15 protein-coding genes are annotated in these 15,735 nt (G+C 60.0%); 13 read left to right on the top strand and 2 right to left on the bottom strand.

Features of this window, described 5'->3' with window-relative positions:
• Positions 1-9 precede the first annotated feature (9 nt).
• From nuoG to ispF, 13 genes are all read left to right on the top strand, one after another.
• Complete coding sequence (gene nuoG, locus GTP44_RS06295) at positions 10-2,328, top strand: NADH-quinone oxidoreductase subunit NuoG (protein WP_161018752.1); 2,319 nt, start codon at positions 10-12, stop codon at positions 2,326-2,328.
• Positions 2,328-3,413, top strand: a complete 1,086-nt coding sequence (gene nuoH, locus GTP44_RS06290) for an NADH-quinone oxidoreductase subunit NuoH (protein ID WP_160991428.1) — start codon at positions 2,328-2,330, stop codon at positions 3,411-3,413. Before nuoG ends, nuoH begins: the two co-directional genes overlap by 1 nt.
• A gap of 12 nt (positions 3,414-3,425) precedes the next feature.
• The gene (nuoI, locus tag GTP44_RS06285) at positions 3,426-3,914 is read left to right on the top strand and encodes an NADH-quinone oxidoreductase subunit NuoI (protein ID WP_160991427.1); all 489 of its coding nucleotides are present in this window, start codon (positions 3,426-3,428) and stop codon (positions 3,912-3,914) included.
• Between the two features lie 97 nt (positions 3,915-4,011).
• Entirely contained in the window at positions 4,012-4,653 is a 642-nt protein-coding gene (locus GTP44_RS06280) for an NADH-quinone oxidoreductase subunit J (RefSeq protein WP_160991426.1), read from the top strand.
• Entirely contained in the window at positions 4,650-4,958 is a 309-nt protein-coding gene (gene nuoK / locus GTP44_RS06275) for an NADH-quinone oxidoreductase subunit NuoK (protein WP_090177157.1), read from the top strand. The genes GTP44_RS06280 and nuoK overlap by 4 nt, the downstream gene beginning before the upstream one ends.
• Before the next feature lie 36 nt (positions 4,959-4,994).
• Positions 4,995-7,100, top strand: coding sequence for an NADH-quinone oxidoreductase subunit L (nuoL, locus tag GTP44_RS06270; protein ID WP_161018751.1), 2,106 nt, complete (start codon positions 4,995-4,997; stop codon positions 7,098-7,100).
• Between the two features lie 31 nt (positions 7,101-7,131).
• The gene (locus GTP44_RS06265) at positions 7,132-8,628 is read left to right on the top strand and encodes an NADH-quinone oxidoreductase subunit M (protein WP_161018750.1); all 1,497 of its coding nucleotides are present in this window, start codon (positions 7,132-7,134) and stop codon (positions 8,626-8,628) included.
• 47 nt (positions 8,629-8,675) lie between these two features.
• Positions 8,676-10,154, top strand: coding sequence for an NADH-quinone oxidoreductase subunit NuoN (gene nuoN, locus GTP44_RS06260; RefSeq protein ID WP_229256802.1), 1,479 nt, complete (start codon positions 8,676-8,678; stop codon positions 10,152-10,154).
• Complete coding sequence (locus tag GTP44_RS06255; protein WP_160991422.1) at positions 10,154-10,459, top strand: DUF2818 family protein; 306 nt, start codon at positions 10,154-10,156, stop codon at positions 10,457-10,459. Before nuoN ends, GTP44_RS06255 begins: the two co-directional genes overlap by 1 nt.
• A 34-nt stretch (positions 10,460-10,493) precedes the next feature.
• Entirely contained in the window at positions 10,494-11,045 is a 552-nt protein-coding gene (locus GTP44_RS06250; protein WP_161018748.1) for an NUDIX domain-containing protein, read from the top strand.
• Complete coding sequence (locus GTP44_RS06245) at positions 11,042-11,734, top strand: hypothetical protein (RefSeq protein WP_161018747.1); 693 nt, start codon at positions 11,042-11,044, stop codon at positions 11,732-11,734. Before GTP44_RS06250 ends, GTP44_RS06245 begins: the two co-directional genes overlap by 4 nt.
• Positions 11,735-11,742: 8 nt before the next feature.
• Complete coding sequence (gene ispD, locus GTP44_RS06240) at positions 11,743-12,465, top strand: 2-C-methyl-D-erythritol 4-phosphate cytidylyltransferase (RefSeq protein ID WP_161018746.1); 723 nt, start codon at positions 11,743-11,745, stop codon at positions 12,463-12,465.
• Between the two features lie 2 nt (positions 12,466-12,467).
• Complete coding sequence (ispF, locus tag GTP44_RS06235) at positions 12,468-12,956, top strand: 2-C-methyl-D-erythritol 2,4-cyclodiphosphate synthase (protein ID WP_161018745.1); 489 nt, start codon at positions 12,468-12,470, stop codon at positions 12,954-12,956.
• Here ispF and GTP44_RS06230 read toward each other — a convergent pair.
• Positions 12,896-14,101, bottom strand: a complete 1,206-nt coding sequence (locus tag GTP44_RS06230; RefSeq protein WP_161018744.1) for an aminotransferase class V-fold PLP-dependent enzyme — start codon at positions 14,099-14,101, stop codon at positions 12,896-12,898. The two genes, ispF and GTP44_RS06230, sit on opposite strands and share 61 nt — an antisense overlap.
• A 337-nt stretch (positions 14,102-14,438) precedes the next feature.
• Positions 14,439-15,341 (bottom strand): DUF6414 family protein, encoded by a 903-nt coding sequence (locus tag GTP44_RS06225; protein ID WP_161018743.1) that lies wholly within the window; start codon positions 15,339-15,341, stop codon positions 14,439-14,441.
• Positions 15,342-15,735: the final 394 nt, after the last annotated feature.

The raw sequence follows: 15,735 nt of genomic DNA, 5'->3' as shown, positions 1-15,735 counted from the left end.
ACGATCATCATGGTTGAAATCGAAATAGACGGCAAAAAAGTCGAAGTCCCTGCTGGTAGCATGGTGATGGACGCCGCCAACAAACTGGGAACCTACATTCCGCACTTCTGCTATCACAAGAAATTGTCGATCGCCGCGAACTGCCGCATGTGCCTCGTCGAAGTGGAGAAGGCGCCCAAGCCTTTGCCAGCATGCGCAACGCCGGTCTCGGCGGGCATGATTGTGCGCTCCAATTCCGACAAGGCCACGCAGGCACAGAAGTCGGTCATGGAATTCCTGCTGATTAACCACCCGTTGGACTGCCCGATCTGCGATCAGGGCGGCGAGTGCCAGTTGCAGGATTTGGCCGTGGGCTACGGCAAGGGCGAATCGCGCTACGAGGAAGACAAGCGCGTGGTCGTGCCGAAGGACGCCGGCCCGCTGGTGTCGATGCAGGAAATGGCGCGTTGCATCCAGTGCACCCGTTGCGTGCGTTTCGGCCAGGAAGTGGCCGGCGTCATGGAACTGGGCATGATCGGCCGCGGCGAACACTCGGAAATCACCGCCTTCGTCGGCCAGACCGTCAACTCGGAAATGTCCGGCAACATGATCGACCTGTGCCCGGTCGGCGCGCTGACCTCGAAGCCGTTCCGCTACAGCGCCCGTACCTGGGAACTGTCGCGCCGCAAATCGGTCTCGCCGCACGACGGCCTCGGCGCCAACCTGATCGTTCAGGTCAAGGCCGGCAAAGTCATGCGCGTGCTGCCGCTGGAAAACGACGCCGTCAACGAGTGCTGGATTTCCGACAAGGACCGCTTCTCGTATGAAGGCCTGAACACCGCCGACCGCCTGACCCGGCCGATGCTGAAGCAGGGCGGCGAGTGGAAGGAAGTCGACTGGCAGACCGCGCTGGAATACGTCGCGCACGGCCTGAAAAACATCCGTCACGAACACGGCGCCAACGCGCTGGCCGCCGTCGCCACGCCGCACTCGACGCTGGAAGAGCTGCACCTGCTGCAAAAGCTGACCCGCGCCATGGGCTCGGACAGCGTCGACACCCGCCTGCGCCACAGCGATTTCTCGCTGGACGTGACGCCATGGCTGGGCATGTCGATCGCCGAATTCGGCGCGCTGAACCGCGCCTTCGTGATCGGCTCGTTCCTGCGCAAGGATCACCCGCTGCTGGCGACCCGTCTGCGTACCGCGGTGAAGGGCGGCGCCAAGCTGTCGATGCTGCACGCCACCGATGACGACCTGCTGATGACCGTGGCGAACAAGCTGATCGCCGCGCCATCGGAATGGCTGTCGGCGCTGTCGCAAGTGGTGGTGGCCGTGGCCAAAGCCAAGGACGTCGCCGCACCGGCCGGTTTCGAGGGTGTGCAAGCCTCGGACGCCGCCACCGCGATCGCCGCCTCGCTGCTGTCGGGCGAAAACAAAGGCGTGTTCCTCGGTAACGCCGCTGTCCAGCACCCGCAAGCCGCCGCGCTGCACGCTGCCGCACAGTGGATCGCTGAACAGACCGGCGCCAAGCTGGGTTACCTGACCGAAGCCGCCAACACCGTCGGCGCCTACGTCGCCAACGCCAACGCCGGCAAGGCGCCGGTGTTCTCGGAAACCAAAGCCGCCTACGTGCTGCTGAATGTCGAGCCGGAGCTGGACGCACACAACCCGCAAGCCGCCGTCGCCGCGCTGAAGAAGGCCGATATGGTGGTGGTCATGTCCGCCTACAAGCACGGCATGGACTACGCCGACGTGCTGCTGCCGATCTCGCCATTCAGCGAAACCTCGGGCACCTTCATCAATGCCGAAGGCCGCGCGCAAAGCTTCAACGGCACCGTCAAGCCGCTGGCCGAAACCCGTCCGGCGTGGAAAGTGCTGCGCGTTCTGGGCAACATCCTGGGCCTGACCGGTTTCGACTACGACACCTCGGAACAGATCCGCGACAAACTGCTGGGCGCCGGCGTGACCGATGTATCGGCCAAGCTGAACAACGTGTCCAAGCTGCCGCTGACCGCCGCCACATCGACCTCGACCGGCACCGAACGGATCGCCGATGTGCCGATCTACTTCGCCGACGCCGTGGTCCGCCGCGCCGAGTCGCTGCAGAAGATGGCCGACGCCGCCGCGCCGAAAGCCCACCTGTCGAGCACCCTGGCGCAGCGGATCGGTGTCGCCGAGGGCGACAAGGTCAAGGTCACGCAAGGTTCCGGCAGCGCGATCCTGGTCGCGACCGTCGACGCCAAACTGCCGGCCAACGCCGTGCGCGTGGCCGCCGCGCACGCGTCGACCGCCGCCCTGGGCGGCATGTTTGGTTCCATCACCGTTGAAAAAGCAGGAGAGGTGAAATAATGGCTCTGCCTGAATTCGTCAATACCATCCATTCGCTCGGCGCGAACAGCGTGCTGGCCCCTGTGTGGCCGGCCGTGTGGGCGCTGATCCGTATCGTTGTCGTGCTGCTGCCTCTGATGGGTCTGGTTGCTTACCTGACCCTGTGGGAGCGTAAGTTCATCGGCTGGATTCAGATCCGCGTCGGCCCCAACCGCGTTGGTCCGATGGGCCTGCTGCAGCCGATCGCCGACGCGCTGAAACTGCTGTTCAAAGAGATCATCACCCCGGCCAAGGCCAATCCCGGCCTGTTCGTCATCGGTCCTATCATGACCATCATGCCGGCGCTGGCGTGCTGGGCGGTGGTGCCGTTCGGTCCGGAAGCCGTGCTGGCCAACGTCAACGCCGGCCTGCTGCTGCTGATGGCGATCACCTCGATGGAAGTCTACGGCATCATCATCGCCGGCTGGGCCTCGAACTCGAAGTACTCGTTCATGGGCGCGATGCGCGCCTCGGCACAGATGATTTCCTACGAAATCCCGATGGGCTTCGTGCTGGTGGTCGTGCTGATGGTGTCCGGCTCGCTGAACTTCGGCGACATCGTCGCCGGCCAGCAAAAAGGCATGATGGTCGAGCACGGCCTGAACTTCCTGTCGTGGAACTGGCTGCCGCTGCTGCCGCTGTTCGTGGTCTACCTGACCTCCGGCTTGGCCGAGTGCAACCGTCACCCGTTCGACGTCGTCGAGGGCGAGTCCGAGATCGTCGCCGGTCACATGGTGGAATACTCGGGCATGGCCTACGCCATGTTCATGCTGGCCGAATACGCCAACATGATCCTGATCGCCACGCTGGCGTCGATCATGTTCCTCGGCGGCTGGTCCGCGCCGTTTGCCTTCCTCGAATTCTGGGGCGGTTTCGGCGGCTTCTTCTGGTTGTTCGCCAAGGCGTTCTTCCTGGTATCGGTCTTCATCTGGGTGCGCGGTACTTTCCCACGCTACCGTTATGACCAGATCATGCGTTTGGGCTGGAAAGTATTCATTCCGCTGACGCTGGTGTACCTGGTGTTCGTCGCCGGCTGGATGCAGACCTCCTGGAATATCTGGAAGTAAGGAATAGAGACTATGGAACGATTAAAAGACTTCATCGGCAGCTTCATGCTGACCGAACTGATCAAAGGGATGGCGCTGACGGGCAAGTACATGTTCTCGCGCAAGATCACCGTGCAGTACCCGGAAGAGAAGACGCCGATGTCGCCGCGCTTCCGCGGCCTGCACGCGCTGCGCCGCTACCCGAACGGCGAAGAGCGCTGCATCGCCTGCAAACTGTGCGAAGCGGTGTGCCCGGCGATGGCGATCAGCATCGAGTCGGAGCAGCGCGCGGACGGCTCGCGCCGTACCACCCGCTACGATATCGACCTGACCAAGTGCATCTTCTGCGGCTTCTGCGAAGAGTCGTGCCCGGTTGATTCGATCGTCGAAACGCATGTGCTGGAATACCACGGCGAGAAGCGCGGCGATCTGTACTACACGAAAGAGATGCTGCTGGCCGTCGGCGACCGTTACGAAAACGATATCGCCGCGGCCCGCGCAGCGGACGCTCCTTATCGCTGAGACGGCGCCTGTCCTGACCTCGCCAAGGCGAGGCCACCGGCAGGCACCTGTTAATCAGGGATTCGATCAATAAAACTGTACGTCTCTTGGGTTAGTTATGGAATTTAAAACTGCTTTGTTCTACGTCTTCGCGGCCATCATGATATTGGCCTCGCTGCGCGTTATCACGGCCCGCAATCCGGTGCACGCGGCACTGTTCCTGGTGCTGGCGTTCTTCAACGCCGCCGGCATCTGGATGCTGCTCGAAGCCGAGTTCCTGGCCATCGTGCTGGTGCTGGTCTACGTTGGCGCCGTGATGGTGCTGTTCCTGTTCGTGGTCATGATGCTCGACATCGACACCGAAAAGCTGCGCGCCAACTTCTGGGGCTACCTGCCGGTGGCGTCGTTCGTCGGCGTGATCATCGTGCTGGAAATGGCCGCCGTGCTGTGGCGCTCGTTCCTGACCTTCGATCAGCAAGTGGCCAATCCAGGCAACATCGGCGGCACCAAGGAACTGGGCATGCTGATCTACACCAAATACATCTATGGCTTTGAAATTGCCGCCGTGGTGCTGCTGGTGGCGATCATCGCCGCCGTGGCGCTGACGCTGCGCAAGCGCAAAGACACCAAATTCTTCGACCCGGCCGACGCCGTCCGCGTCAAGCGTAATGACCGCCTGAAGATCGTCAAGATCGATCCGGTGACCACGCGCGTAGCAGGCGCGGCTGACTCGAATGCTGAAGTTAAGGAGGCACCATGACTTTATCCCTGGCTCACTACCTGGTTCTGGGCGCGATCCTGTTCGCGATCTCGATCGTCGGTATTTTCCTGAACCGCAAGAACGTCATTGTTATTCTGATGGCCATCGAACTGATGCTGCTGGCAGTGAACATGAACTTCATCGCGTTCTCGCATTACCTCGGTGATGCGGCAGGCCAAATCTTTGTCTTCTTTATCCTGACCGTTGCCGCCGCCGAATCGGCGATCGGCCTGGCGATCCTGGTGGTGCTGTTCCGTAATCTGGACACCATCAACGTAGAAGACCTGGATAGCCTGAAGGGCTAAGTTTTAACCTCCGAAAAATAACGATTAAGGTTCATCATGGCGGGTACACTTAACGCTAATCTCTTGCTAGCTGTTCCACTGGCGCCCCTCGCGGGGGCGGCGGTGGCCGGCTTGCTGGGAACTAAATTCTTCGGCAACGTGGTCGGTCGCAAGACCGTGACCGCGGCGACCATCCTGGGCGTGCTGGTGGCATTCATCATTTCGGCGATGACGCTGAATGCCGTGCTCGACGGCGCGCGCTTCAACGAAACCATCTACACCTGGATGACGGTGGCCGGCATGAAGCTGGAGGTCGGCTTCCAGATCGATTCGCTGTCGGCGATGATGATGTGCGTGGTGACGTTCGTGTCGCTGATGGTGCACATCTACACCATCGGCTACATGGCGGAAGACGAGGGCTACAACCGCTTCTTCTCGTACATTTCGCTGTTCACCTTCTCCATGCTGATGCTGGTGATGGCCAACAACTTCCTGCAACTGTTCTTCGGCTGGGAAGCCGTGGGCCTGGTGTCCTACCTGCTGATCGGCTTCTGGTACACCCGTCCGACCGCCATCTTCGCCAACATGAAGGCCTTCCTGGTCAACCGCGTGGGTGACTTCGGCTTCATCCTGGGCATTGGCCTGCTGCTGGCTTACGCCGGTTCGATGAACTATCAGGAAGTATTCGCCAAGCGCGAGGCGCTGTCCCTGCTGACCCTGCCGGGCACCGACTGGGCGCTGCTGACCGTGGCCTGCATCTGCCTGTTCATCGGCGCGATGGGCAAGTCGGCGCAGTTCCCGCTGCACGTCTGGCTGCCGGACTCGATGGAAGGTCCGACCCCGATTTCCGCACTGATCCACGCGGCGACCATGGTTACCGCCGGCATCTTCATGGTGTCGCGCATGTCGCCGCTGTTCGAATTGTCGGACACCGCGCTGAGCTTCATCCTGGTGATCGGTTCGATTACCGCGCTGTTCATGGGCTTCCTGGGCATCATCCAGAACGACATCAAACGTGTGGTCGCTTACTCGACGCTGTCGCAGCTGGGCTACATGACCGTGGCGCTGGGTTCGTCGGCGTACTCGGTCGCGGTGTTCCACCTGATGACCCACGCGTTCTTCAAGGCACTGCTGTTCCTGGGCGCCGGTTCGGTCATCATCGGCATGCACCACGACCAGGACATCCGCAACATGGGCGGTCTGCGCAAATACATGCCGATCACCTGGATCACTTCGTTGCTGGGTTCGCTGGCGCTGATCGGTACGCCGTTCTTCTCGGGCTTCTACTCGAAAGACTCGATCATCGAAGCCGTGCACGAGACCCATATCTGGGGCGCCGGTTTCGCCAACTTCGCCGTGCTGGCTGGCGTGTTCGTGACCGCGTTCTACTCGTTCCGCATGTACTTCCTGGTGTTCCACGGTAAAGAGCGCTTCGGTCAGGCGCACGGCCATGACGACCATCATGCTCCCGCCGCCGCACATGGCGCGCATGACGACCACGCGCACGATGACCACGGTCATGACGACGATCATGACGACGATCATGACGACCACGCGCACCACGGTTTGGCGCCTGGCCAGAAACCGCACGAATCGCCATTCGTGGTCTGGTTCCCGCTGGTGGCCCTGGCCATCCCGTCGGTGCTGATCGGCTTCTTCACCATCCAGCCGATGCTGCATGGCGACTTCTTCAAGGACGTCATCTTCATCGGTGAAAACCATCACGCGATGGAAAAACTGGGCGAAGAGTTCCACGGCGCCGTCGGCATGGCGATCCATTCGCTGACCACGCTGCCGCTGTGGCTGGCCATCGCGGGTGTCGCTTCGGCGTACTACTGCTACATGATCAACCCGCGCGTACCGGCCTGGTTCTTCGCCCAGTTCAAGGCAGTGCACACGCTGCTGGACAACAAGTACTACATGGACAAATTCAACCAGACCGTGTTCGCCGGTGGCGCGCGCTTGCTGGGTGAGGGCCTGTGGAACTTCGGCGACAAGAAACTGATCGACGGTCTGCTGGTCAACGGCAGCGCCAAGCTGGTCGGCTGGTTCTCCTCGATCACCCGCCTGGCGCAGACGGGTTATATCTACCACTATGCCTTCGTGATGATCCTCGGCATTCTGGGGTTCCTGGTCTACTTCCTGCCGTTTTGGCACGCTTAATTAGCTGATACGCAAAGAGATAACGATAACCATGATGTCAACACTATCTTCATTACCTCCGTACCTGAGCCTGTCGATCTGGCTTCCGATTATTTTCGGCCTGATCGTGCTGGCGGTAGGGCGTGACAGCAACGCGCCGTTCACCCGCGTGCTGACGCTGATCGGCGCGGTTGTCAGCTTCGCCGCGACGATCCCGCTGATCACCCACTTCAACAACGCCGCCCACGGCATGCAGTTCGTCGAGAAGGCGCCGTGGATCGAGCGCTTCAATATCTGGTACTCGCTGGGTATCGACGGCCTGTCGCTGTGGTTCGTGCCGCTGACCGCCTTCATCACCATCATCGTGGTGATCTCGGCCTGGCAAGTGATCCAGAAACGCGTCGCCCAGTACATGGGCGCGTTCCTGATCCTGTCCGGCCTGATGATCGGCGTGTTCACCGCGATGGACGGCCTGCTGTTCTACTTCTTCTTTGAAGCGACGCTGATCCCGATGTACATCATCATCGGTATCTGGGGCGGCGACAACCGCGTGTACGCGTCGTTCAAGTTCTTCCTGTACACCTTCTTCGGCTCACTGCTGACGCTGGTCGCCATCGTCTACCTGTACAACGTCACCGGTAGCTGGGACATCCTGATGTGGCACAAAACGCCGTTGACGATGACCGAGCAGGTGCTGATCTTCCTGGCCTTCTTCATGGCGTTCGCCGTGAAAGTGCCGATGTTCCCGGTCCACACCTGGCTGCCGGACGTCCACGTGGAAGCGCCAACCGGCGGTTCCGCCGTGCTGGCCGCGATCATGCTGAAACTGGGCGCCTATGGCTTCATCCGTTTCTCGCTGCCGATCACCCCGGACGCCTCGCACTATCTGTCGGGCTTTGTGATCACGCTGTCGTTGATCGCCGTGATCTACATCGGTCTGGTGGCGCTGGTACAGAAAGACATGAAAAAGCTGGTCGCCTACTCGTCGATCGCGCACATGGGCTTCGTCACGCTGGGCTTCTTCATGTTCAACGACATGGCGGTGCAGGGCGCTTTGATGCAAATGATCTCGCACGGCTTCGTGTCGGGCGCGATGTTCCTGTGCATCGGCGTGCTGTACGATCAGGCGCACTCGCGCCAGATCGCCGACTACGGTGGCGTGGTCAACAAGATGCCGAAGTTCGCCGCCTTCTTCATTCTGTTCTCGATGGCCAACTGCGGCCTGCCAGCGACCTCCGGTTTCGTTGGCGAGTTCATGGTGATCCTCGGCGCGACCCAGTACAACTTCTGGATCGGTCTGCTGGCGGCAACGGCACTGATCTTCGGCGCAGCGTACTCGCTGTGGATGGCCAAGCGCGTCATCTTCGGCAAGGTGACCAACCACCACGTGGCGGAACTGGTCGACCTGAACGGCCGCGAGTTCTTCATGCTGGGCATTCTGGCGGTGGCCACGCTGTACATGGGCTTGTATCCAGCACCCTTCACCGACACGATGCAAACCTCGGTCGCTGACCTGCTGGCCCACGTAGCGCACAGCAAGCTGCCTTAAGAAGAAACGGAACGACATAAATGACTACACCTATTCCTCAAGAGGTCATGAACCTGGTCCCGGCCCATGCCGAGATCGCGTTGCTGATCGGCGCCTCGGCCATCCTGTTGATCGACATGTTCCTGTCCAAGGCGCAGCGTTCGATCACTTACGTGTTGTCCCTGCTGATGTTGGTGGTACTGGCCGGCATCAGCTATGCCGACTTCGCCGCCGGCACCACGGCCTACACCTTCCACGGCATGTTCGTCGCGGACCCGATGGCCAACCTGCTGAAACTGTTCACCTACCTGACCGTGGGCATGACGCTGGTCTACTCGCGCCAGTATGCGGCCGACCGCGACATGCTGAGCGGCAACCTGGGCGGCGAGTTCTACGTGCTGGCGCTGTTCGCCATGCTGGGCCAGATGATCATGATCTCGGCCTCCAGCCTGCTGTCGATCTACCTCGGCGTGGAACTGATGTCGCTGTCGCTGTACGCGCTGGTGGCCATGCGCCGCGACAACGTGCGCGCGACCGAAGCGGCGATGAAGTACTTCGTGCTGGGCGCGCTGGCGTCGGGTTTCCTGCTGTACGGCATGTCGATGCTGTACGGCGCGACCGGTACGCTGGACATCCGTGAAATCGCCACCGCGGTTGCCGCCGGCACCATCAAGCCGACCATCCTGGTGTTCGGCCTGGTGTTCCTGGTTGCCGGCCTGGCCTTCAAACTGGGCGCCGTGCCGTTCCACATGTGGGTGCCGGACGTCTACGATGGCGCCCCAACCGCCGTGACCCTGCTGCTGGGCGGCGCGCCGAAGATCGCCACTTTCGCGATCTGCATCCGCCTGCTGGTGGAAGGTTTGCTGCCGATGGCGTTCGACTGGCAGCAAATGCTGATGGTGCTGGCCGTGATGTCGCTGGTGGTGGGTAACGTCACCGCGATCGCGCAAACCAACATCAAGCGTATGTTGGCGTACTCGACCATTGCACAGATCGGCTTCGTGTTGCTGGGCCTGCTGGCTGGCGTGGCCGGCACCACCAACCGCACCGGCATGGACGCCGCCTACAGCTCGGCCATGTACTACGTGCTGACCTATGTGCTGACCACCGTCGGCACCTTCGGCACGCTGATGCTGCTGTCGCGCGCCGGCTTCGACGCCGACAACATCGCCGACTTCAAAGGCCTGAGCAAGCGCAGCGGCTGGTTCGCCACCGTGATGACCATCCTGCTGTTCTCGCTGGCTGGCGTGCCGCCGATGATGGGCTTCGCCGCCAAGTTCGCCGTGCTGAACTCGGTGCTGGCCACCGGCCAGATCTGGCTGACCGTGTTGGCCGTGATGTTCTCGCTGATCGGCGCGTTCTACTACCTGCGCGTGATCAAGCATATCTGGTTCGATGAGCCGGTCGACAACGCGCCGCTGGCCGCGCCGGCCGACATGAAACTGGTGCTGAGCCTGAACGGTCTGGCGATCGTGGCGCTGGGTATTTTGCCTGGCCCGCTGCTGGACGTGTCGCTCAAAGCCATCAAAGCCACGCTGGCTGCCTGATGGATACCTCCACCGCCGGCTGGCTGGTCATCGCGATGGCACTCGCGGCGGCCAACCTGCCGTTCTTCAACGACAAAGTGTTCGCCGTCGTCGGCACCAAATGGCAGGGCAAACCGCTGTTTGTGCGCCTGCTGGAAATGACGGTGCTGTACTTTGTCGTTGGCGCGGTGGGATTCGCGCTGGAGACCCAGATCGGGGCCCGGTTCCCGCAGACCTGGGAGTTCTACGCGATCTCCGCCTGCCTGTTCATCGTTCTCGGTTTTCCGGGATTCATCGTCCGCTACCTGCGCAAGCGTCACGGCTGATACACTATCGTTCTCATACGATCGTGGAGCAGGGATGGACAACCTCAAAGAAACGCATGTGGACGGCGAACTGGCCTATGACGGCCACTTCCTCAAAGTCCAGCGCGACACCATACAACTCCCCAACGGCAACCGCACCAAGCGCGAATACATCCTGCATCCCGGCGCGGTGGTGATACTGCCGCTGCTGGACGACGGCACGGTGCTGATGGAGCGCCAGTACCGCTATCCCTTGCGCGACGTGTTCATTGAATTCCCCGCAGGGAAAATCGATCCGGGCGAAGACCCGCTGGTCGCCGCCAAGCGCGAGCTGGAAGAAGAAACCGGCTACAGCGGCGGCGCATGGCAGTTCGTCACCAAGATCCATAACGCCATCGCCTACTCGGACGAACATCTGGACCTGTATCTGGCACGCGGCCTCAAAGCCGGCGCGCAGAAGCTGGACGAAGGCGAGTTCCTGGAAACCTTCACCGCCACCATCGACGAGCTGTTGCAGTGGGTCCGCGAGGGCAAGATTACCGATGTTAAAACCGTCATCGGCATTTTCTGGCTGGACAAGCTGCGCGCGGGCGACTGGAAGCTATGAAACACTGGCTGGCGTTCGCCATGCTGCTTGCCGCCTTTGGCGGCGCCCAGGCAGCGGCGCAGCGCACGCCGTTTCAGATCCGTTGTGAGGACACGATCACCAAGTCGGTGTCGGTGCTGAAGGCGCAGCAGGAAGGCTACACCGTCAACAACCAGCTGCCATACCGAGCGCTTACCACGCGCACCGGCAGCAGCAACCGCGGCATGCAGACATTGGGCCTGACCGTCACCCAAGGCATGCACAAGGCCTTGGTGGGCGGCCCGATTCTGCAAGACCCGGCCAGCGGCTACGAGTGCATCGCGCCCAAGGTGGATATCCAGTTGTACTATGCGCCGGTGCGGATTTATGTCGGCAACGAATTCGCGCCCGGCACGTGCGCGTACCAGGAAATCCTGGCGCACGAGATGCGGCACCTGAAAGCGCACATGGACAATCTGGCGCGGGTGCAGAAAGTGGTCGGCGACGCGCTGAACAAGCGCTTCGCCGGGCAGCCGATGTATGCGCCGTCCGGCACCGCGATGTCGGCGTTGCAGCATGAGATCAGCAGCACCTGGTTCAACTTCATCCGCGACGAATTTGAAAAAGGCAAAGCCGATCAGGAGAAGATCGACTCGCCGGAAGAATACGCCCGTTTGGGCAAGGCATGTAACGGCGAAATCGCGCAGATTCTGGCGCGCCGCCGCAAGTAAAGAGAGTTATGACAGACAACACGACACCACGCTATTTCGCGCTGCTACCCGCCGCCGGCGTTGGCGCGCGCATGGCGGCGAACGGCCCCAAACAATATCTGATCGTTGGCGGCAAGCCGATGCTGCGTCACGCTGTGGATGCGTTTCGCGCCTCGCCGCTGGTGAATCACACTTATGTCGTGGTCAGCCCCGACGACGGCGTGATCGATGCCGTGCTGCCGTCGGAGCTGGACGGCGTGACGGTGCTGCGCGTTGGCGGCGCCACCCGCATGGATTCGGTGCTGAACGGCCTGCGCGCGCTGGCCGGTCAACTCGCCGCCCATGACCATGTGATGGTGCATGACGCCGCCCGTCCGGGCCTGACGCCGGCGCTGATCGCGCGGCTGATTGAGGGCGTCGGTGATGATCCGGCTGGCGGCTTGTTGGCTTTACCGGTGGTCGACACCATGAAACGCGGCGCGCCTGGTGCCGATGGCGCGAGCGTCAGCGCCGCCACCGTGCCGCGCAACGGTCTGTGGTCGGCGCAAACGCCGCAGATGTTCAGCTACGCGCTGCTGCTGCGGGCACTGGGCAGCGCGCCCGACGCCAACGCCATCACCGACGACGCCAGCGCCGTCGAAATGCTCGGCTACGCGCCACGGCTGATCGAAGGCCATCCAAGAAATTTGAAAGTAACGCTGCCGGCCGATATCCGCATCGCCGAGATGTATCTGGCACAGAAGGAAGACTAAGCATGAACAAACTCCCATTCCGCATCGGCCAGGGCTATGATTGCCACGCGCTGGTTGAAGGTCGCAAGCTGATTATCGGTGGTGTCGATATCCCGCACCACGTCGGCCTGCTGGGCCACTCGGACGCCGACGTGCTGCTGCACGCCATCACCGACGCCATCCTCGGCGCGGCGGCGCTGGGCGACATCGGCAAACACTTTCCGGACACCGATCCGGAATTCAAAGGCGCCGACTCGCGCAAGCTGCTGCAGGAGGCGGCCAAGCGCGTGGTGGCGACCGGCTACAGCATCGGCAACATCGACTGCACCATCATCGCCCAGCGTCCGAAGATGGCGCCGCACATCCAGCAGATGCGCGCCAACATCGCGGAGGATCTGGGTGTGGACATCAGCCAGGTCAACGTCAAAGCCAAGACCAACGAAAAGCTTGGCTACCTGGGCCGCGAAGAAGGCATCGCCGCCGAATCCATCGCCTTGCTGATGTCCTCGTAAGCTTCCTGCGCCAATGCGGTGAGCCCGGTTACCAGTTGATCCAGTTCTTCGGTGGTCGTGGTGAGCGCCACCGTAGCACGGACGACGTTGGTATCGCCGACATTGCGTTCGACCGTGAAGATGTTGAAGCGTTGCAGCAGCGCTTGCTGCAACGCGCGTGCACTCATGCCGTCGATGGTGAAGGCGGCCAGCGCCGTACCGTGCTCCGCAGCGCGCGGTGACAGCAGGCGCAAGCCGGGCAGGTGAGCGACGCGGCTGATCCAGTATTCCCGCAACTCGGCGAGGCGCGCCTGCTTGGCTTCGGTGCCACCAAGGGTGGCGTGTAAGTCGAGCGCTGCCGGCGTGGCCAGGATGGCGCCCAGCGGTGGCATGCCCGCGTGCAGCCGGCAGCGGATGTCGGTGACCGGATAATCCTTGTCGCCCATGTGCGGCTCGATCTTTTGCAATTGCGCGGCGCGGATGAAGACGAAGCCAAGCCCCGGCGGCCCGCCGATCCACTTGTGCAAGTTGAAGCCGGCAAAGTCGACGTTCATCTGCTGCACATCCACCGGCAACTGGCCCAGTGCGTGAGCGCTGTCGACCAGCACATCGACGCCGTGCTCGCGGGCGAACGCGACAATCTCGCGTACCGGCACCTGCTGGCCGTTGCATGGATAGACCTGCGACAACAGCATTAGCTTCAGCTTGGGTGTGCTGCGGATGGCGTCCTGGTATTGCTCCAGCAGTTGCTCCTGGCTGATCGGCAATTCAAACCGCAGCGCCAGCGGCGTGACGCCGCGTCGTTGCTCCAGCCAGGCCATGCTGTCACGCATGGCCGGATAATCGAGATTGCTCCACAAGACCACATCGCCGCGTTGCAACGGGACGTACTGGCCGATCAGCACCTGCATCGATTCGGTGCCGCTGCGGGTCAGCAGTATCTCGTGTGGTTCCGCATTGATCAGCTCGGCCAGACGCGTGCGCAGAATATCCACATGCCGTGCGGTGAATTCCCCTCGCACGAAAGGACTCAGATGCGCGTTCGCGTGGCGGACAGCGTCCTCGAAAGCCGTCTGCACCGGCAACGCCATCGCGCCGAAATAGCCGTGTTCGAGATTGATGACGGTGGAAGTGGATTGGGGATACTGGGACGCAATGTCATGCATGAAGAGGTCTTTCGCTTGGGACGTGCCCTATTTTATCCAAAGCTATGCTGATTGACGCATAGAGAAGTGTGGCGTCGCCGTCGAGCACCGTCGTCGCCATGTACCGCGAGATGGCCGGATAGTCGTGCAGCAATGCGGCCATAGTCCTGCCGTGAGTTTTAGCATCGAACCCACCACCGTTTGGCATCGCAGACCGGCCAGCGATGCGCTTGCAAAAACGCCGCTTGATTTTGCTGTAAATGAGTACCACGCGCTCAGTGCCCGGTGCGATTGGCAGCTTCCGCCCCAAAGCGGAAGTCGAATTCTCTGCGAAATATTTTACGGGACGTAATCTTCTTCATATACATACAGACATAGCCATAATTCGAATTGCAGGTCCTGGCATCGACAACTGACAAACCTGTTGCGCAACGACTTTTGCCGCTCCCATTCCCTCTCTGTACTGGTCAATACCTGTGCCGAGCCCCACAAGCTTTTCTAGAATATCTAAAGCCGACGACAACACCGTTCTTTGAACAAGGCTAATGCTCTCTCCTTCTTCGACATAACGGGATATTCTACCAATAACTTTAAATCGGCCGTCAGTTAGTTTCGCTTTGACAGCTAGTGGCTCCATGTCATTGACGTCAATATCAACAACACCTAGTTGCATTTTCGTTACAGGGTCTATCATTATCATCTCAAGCTGCCCAGATTTCAGGTAATCACTTTCAAGCTCCGACAATACTTTTGCTATCAAAGATTCATATTTAACCAAATCAGTCTTCATGCCCTTGTTAAAAACATGTGCATTAATTTTTTCACCAAAATTTTGAAGCACTTGAGAGATTAACGGTGAAGCAACTTTTAACGCCTCAATTATTGAGTAAAAGTCAATTGGACGGAGAATGACGTCCATTTCCACATAGTGCTTATGACTATCGGAGCTTTCCAATTCGGTCAGTTCCACAAGGTGTTCACTATCCTTCAGCGCGTCAATTAAGGACATGTGTAATCCGCCTAAGGTGTATCGCCTTGCGGTCTTCGTGGCCAGAGTTATTTCTTTATGCTGCTCTGCTGATGCTGACAGGGGAGATATTAAGTCATTCAAGAATTTAAAGCCGATGTTGAGATTTCCTTTATTTTTTGAAATATTACCTTCAGAAACCTCTGACTCCATAGAAACGCCTTTAAATACATAGGCAGCACAGTTCAAAACCATTTTCTCATTAAGATAAACTGGCTCAACGTAAAAACTCATAAATTTCCTTTCTACTGCTGTAGCGGCTTCAGCAGTGTTTCCCATTCGGATGAGTCTGGCTATGACCATCAACAGCCGACCTAATTTTCACGTAGCATCCGTGTTTCTACGCAAGCTCGGGCTAACCCACCGATTAAAAACAACGGAACTTGTGCGAGGATTATAAGCAGAAGCGCCGTTGCAGAGCGAATGAACGATTCTTCAGTCGCGTAATATTGAAATGAAAGCCACATGATAAGTAACGCCAAGCCACCAGAAATTGTTGTGACGCGCAACGTACTTCGACCGAAAATGATATCCATCAAAAGCGACGTCCCTGCAATGAACACAAGAATCAACAGCGCTGAAAGCCAAGGGCCGTCTGAGCTGAACTAGCATTGCTACCGAACATCGC

Source organism: Duganella lactea, assembly GCF_009857505.1.
In the GTDB taxonomy this organism is placed as follows: domain Bacteria; phylum Pseudomonadota; class Gammaproteobacteria; order Burkholderiales; family Burkholderiaceae_D; genus Rugamonas; species Rugamonas lactea.
Note: the sequence above shows the minus strand (reverse complement) of the source record. Positions and strands in the feature narration are given on the sequence as shown.